At 69.1% G+C, this 3,986-nt stretch carries 4 protein-coding genes; 1 reads left to right on the forward strand and 3 read right to left on the reverse strand.

All coding sequences use genetic code 11. The features are described from left to right. The 3 genes from VGZ32_RS04455 to VGZ32_RS04465 all read right to left on the reverse strand — a co-directional run. Window positions 1-1,356, reverse strand: a 1,356-nt coding sequence (locus VGZ32_RS04455) for an AMP-binding protein (protein ID WP_326884516.1), incomplete at its 3' end; no start/stop codon positions are given. An 8-nt stretch (window positions 1,357-1,364) separates the two neighbouring features. Next, a complete protein-coding gene (locus VGZ32_RS04460; protein ID WP_326884517.1) occupies window positions 1,365-2,492 on the reverse strand; it encodes a DUF5938 domain-containing protein in 1,128 nt (375 codons plus the stop codon). Window positions 2,493-2,508: 16 nt separating this feature from the next. Continuing rightward, a complete protein-coding gene (locus tag VGZ32_RS04465; RefSeq protein WP_326884518.1) occupies window positions 2,509-3,312 on the reverse strand; it encodes an SDR family NAD(P)-dependent oxidoreductase in 804 nt (267 codons plus the stop codon). Between the two features lie 178 nt (window positions 3,313-3,490). Here VGZ32_RS04465 and VGZ32_RS04470 point away from each other — a divergent pair. Further along, window positions 3,491-3,986: TetR/AcrR family transcriptional regulator (locus VGZ32_RS04470; RefSeq protein WP_326884519.1), on the forward strand; the 496-nt coding region annotated here is incomplete at its 3' end.

The following is a 3,986-nucleotide window of genomic DNA, read 5'->3' on the forward strand; positions in this document are numbered from 1 at the left end:
GCCCCACTTCTCGTCGGGCAGCCCGATGACCGCGCAGTCCTGGACCGCGGGATGGGCCAGGAGCACCTGCTCGACCTCGGCGGAGTAGACGTTGAAGCCGCCGGTGATGATCATGTCCTTGGCGCGGTCGACGATGAACAGATACTGGTCGTCGTCGAGGTAGGCGATGTCGCCGGTGTGATGCCAGCCGTGCCGACCGGCCTCGGCGGAGGCGGCCGGGTTCTTGTAGTAGCCCGCCATCACCAGCGGCCCGCGGACCACGATCTCGCCGCGCTGACCCGGGCCGAGCAGCTTCCCGTCGTCGTCCATGATCGCGACCACGGTGAGCGGAGTGGGACGCCCGGCCGAGGACAGCCGCTCGCGCGCCAGCGAGCCGTCGGCGCGGAAGTGGTCCGCAGGCGCCATGGTGGAGATCATCATCGGCGCCTCGGACTGGCCGAACAGCTGGCCCATCACCGGCCCGATCCGGTCCAGGGCCTCCTCAAGGCGGCTGGCGGACATGGGCGCCGCCCCGTACCACAGGCATTCCACGCTGGTCAGGTCGGTCGAGGCCAGGCCGGGATGGTCGAGGAGCATGTAGATCAGCGTCGGCGGCAGGAACGTGTGCGTGATCCTGTGCCGCTCGATCAGGGCCAGGAATTCGGTCAGGTCCGGCTTGGGCATGATGACGATCTCGCCGCCGAGCGTCATGACCGGGAAGCACAGCACGCCGGCCGCGTGCGTCAGCGGCGCGAGGGCCAGGTACCTCGGGCGCGGGCCGAACGGGTAGCTCATCAGCGTGAGCGCGGACATCGTCTCCATGTTGTGGCCGGTGAGGATTACGCCCTTGGGGCGGCCTGTGGTTCCCCCGGTGCCGACCAGCATGACGACGTCATCGACCGGTTCGGCCTGCCACGGCCCGGCGGGCAGGTCGGCCAGCCAGCGGTCGAACGAGGTGGCCTGGGGCACCGCGGGCGCATCGCCGTTGCCGTCCAGGCAGACCAGGGTGGTGAGCTTCGGCAGGTCCGGGAGGATCTTGGTGACCAGCGCGGCGAAGGCGGCCTGGAAGATCAGGCACGAGCAGTCGAACAAGTCGAGCAGCTCACGGTTTTCCGCCGCCTCGTTGCGCGGGTTGACCGGGCACCACACCGCGCCCGCCCGGGCGATGCCGAACACGCAGCTGAACGCGACCGGGTCGTTCGCCGACAGGATCGCGACCTTATCGCCGGGGCGGATTCCCGACCAGTCCAGCGCGCGGGCGATCTTGAACGACAGCTCCTGCACCTCGCCGTAGGACAGCGTGCGCCCGGCCGTGGTCAGGCAGGGTGCCTGTGCGCCGAGAGAGGCTCCCTTGTCGAGATAGTCGGTCAGGCGCACGCGTGGCCCTAGCTCTGCACGGTGAGGGTCGGCTCCATCACCAGGCCGAAGGTACGCAGCACGCCGAGCAGGTCGCGATGGCCGAACGCCTGGCAGCCCGACGCGAAGCCGACGCGCTTCGGGGGCTGCTGCAACAGCGAGTAGGCGCCGTACGCCTGCAGCAGGCCGGTCTGCTTGTAGTTGGAGTTGCCGTGGATGACGCAGTGTGCGCGGCCCAGCGGACCGGACGCGTGCACCGAGTCCAGCGAGGTGTTGATCCGGGTGGCCTCCCTCGGCGGCATCTGGTTCATCACGTTCGCGGCCTGCTCGGTGAGCACCCGGAGCTTCTCGCTCTCGGGCAGGCCCTCGATCTGACCGAGCACTGCCGTCACGATCTGCGGCACGCCCTGCATCAGCGCCCGGTTGAAGACGCCCCCTAGCACCTTCACGTTGGCCACGCGCGGGTCGCGCTTGAACCACACCGGATGCGACGTGCCGCCCCACGGCAGCGCGAGGCCGGTCTCGTGCTGGCCGGGGACCACAACGTCGTACAGGCCGGCGTCGGCGGGCCATTCGACGTACCGGTTCTGCTCCAGGTAGTACGCCTTGGACAGGCAGGCGTTGACGAGGATCGTCCGGGTCGACGCGATGGTCGGCATGCCCTTCCAGAACACCAGGATGTCGAGCGTGTCGAGGCCCGGCGTCTCGAGGCAGATGCTGGCCGCGATCTCACCCGTGGTGTACATCTGCGCGATGCCCGGGGCGAGCAGCAGGCCCTTGTCCGCCATCGGCCTGCCGTACTGCTCGTCGCAGTCGATCAGCCAGTCCTGCTCTCCGGTGGTGTCCAGGTAGTGGCAGCCCGCGGCGATGCAGGCCCGGACGACCTCGCCGCCGTACTGGGCGAACGGGCCCACCGTGTTGCAGACGACGCTGGCTCCGCCGAACAGCTCGGTCAGCGGCCCGACCTCGTGCGCGACCTCGAGGATCTCGTGTTCCACCGTGTCGATGCCGGGCACGCGGTCGAGGGCGTCCTGGATGCGCGCCTTGTCGCGCCCGGCGGCGACGAACGGCAGGTTGAACTCGCGCAGGTACTCGCAGACCAGGCGGCCGGTGTAGCCGGAGGCGCCGTAGACGATGACGGGCTTGTCGCTGCTCATGGCTTGGTCCTTTCCCTCAAATGCCCATTCCGCCGTCGACGGGCAGGCCCGCGCCGGTGATGAAGCGGGCCGCGTCCGAGGCGAGGAACACCACGGCGTCGGCCATGTCCGCGACCTCGCCGAGGCGACCGTGCGGGGTGAGGCCCACTACCGCGCCGACACATTCCTCGAGGCTCGGGAATAGGCCGAGTGTCACCATGTCCTGAGCGAGCTGGTTGCCCATCTCGGTCGGGACCAGGCCCGGGTAGATGCAGTTCACCCGGACTCCGTAACCCAGCTTGCCGGATTCCGTGGCGGCCACCCGCGTCAGCCGGTCGACCGCGGACTTGGTGGCAGAGTAGACGGCGATGCCGGGGAAGGCGATCGTGGCGGCGACCGAGGCGATGTTGACGACCGCGCCGCCGCGGCCGGCCGGGCCGCCGGGGCGCATGGCGCGGAAGGCGTGCTTGAGGCCGAGCGAGGTGCCGAGGACATTGACCTCGAGCATCTTGCGGATGTCATTCGGGTCCAGGTCGATGACCAGGCTGGAAATCTCGACCCCGGCGTTGTTGATCAGGATGTCCAGGCCGCCGAGTTCGCCGATGGCGGCGGAGACGGCCCGTTCCCAGCTCGAATCGTCGGTCACGTCGAGCGGGACGAACGCCGCGGTGGCGCCTGACTTCTTGAGCTCGTCGGCGGTGGCCTGGCCGAGGTCCTCCAGGATGTCTCCGATGACCACGGCCGCTCCGGCCCGGGCCAGGGCCTCGGCCATCCCGGCGCCGAGCCCGCGCGCCCCGCCGGTGACCAGGGCCTTGCGGCCGGTCAAGTCGTACACGCTCATGCTGCATCTCCTCCTGGCCGGGTCGTGCGACGTAGGTCAAAGCGTAACGAAATTTGGACAGTCGTCAAGAGTTTCTTGGACGATTGTCAAGTTCTTTCTGGGCCGGGGCGAGTCCCCGCGATACAGTTAGTTTCTGGCTCGCACGGTGCGGGCCTTGCGAGCTGACGGGACGGCCGCTGTGACCGACGTGGCCCATGTGGCCGATCGCCCGACCGAGTCGAACCGGGAGCGGGTATCGCGGCGGCAGGTCGACAAGTTCGCCGAACGGCGGGCTCAGCTGGCCGACGCGGCGCTGCAGACGCTGGCCGAGCTCGGCTACGCGCGGACCAGCCTGCGCGAGATCGCGCAGAACTCCCAGTTCTCGCACGGCGTGCTGCACTACTACTTCAGCGACAAGCACGACCTGCTCACGCACTGCGTGCGCCAGTACGAGGCGGCCTGCGTCACCCGGTACGACGAGATCGTGGCCTGCGCGACGTCGGCCGCCGAGCTCGAGCGGGACTTCAGCGCGGCGATGGCGCAGACGCTGCGGACCGACGCGCCGATGCACCGGCTGTGGTACGACCTGCGCAACCAGAGCCTGTTCGAGGAGTCCTTCCGGGCCGACGTGCTGGAGATCGACCAGCGCCGCGAGGAAATGATCTGGCGCGTCATCAGCCGGTACGCCGAGTTCG

The sequence above is a fragment of the Actinocrinis sp. genome, assembly GCF_035938995.1.
In the GTDB taxonomy this organism is placed as follows: Bacteria; Actinomycetota; Actinomycetes; order Streptomycetales; family Catenulisporaceae; genus DASZGI01.

What these genes read in the sequence shown, in the direction of transcription:
- VGZ32_RS04460 (WP_326884517.1), bottom strand. Translation starts at nt 2,492, where the DNA reads ATGAGCAGCGACAAGCCCGTCATCGTCTACGGCGCCTCCGGCTACACC.
- VGZ32_RS04465 (WP_326884518.1), bottom strand. Translation starts at nt 3,312, where the DNA reads ATGAGCGTGTACGACTTGACCGGCCGCAAGGCCCTGGTCACCGGCGGG.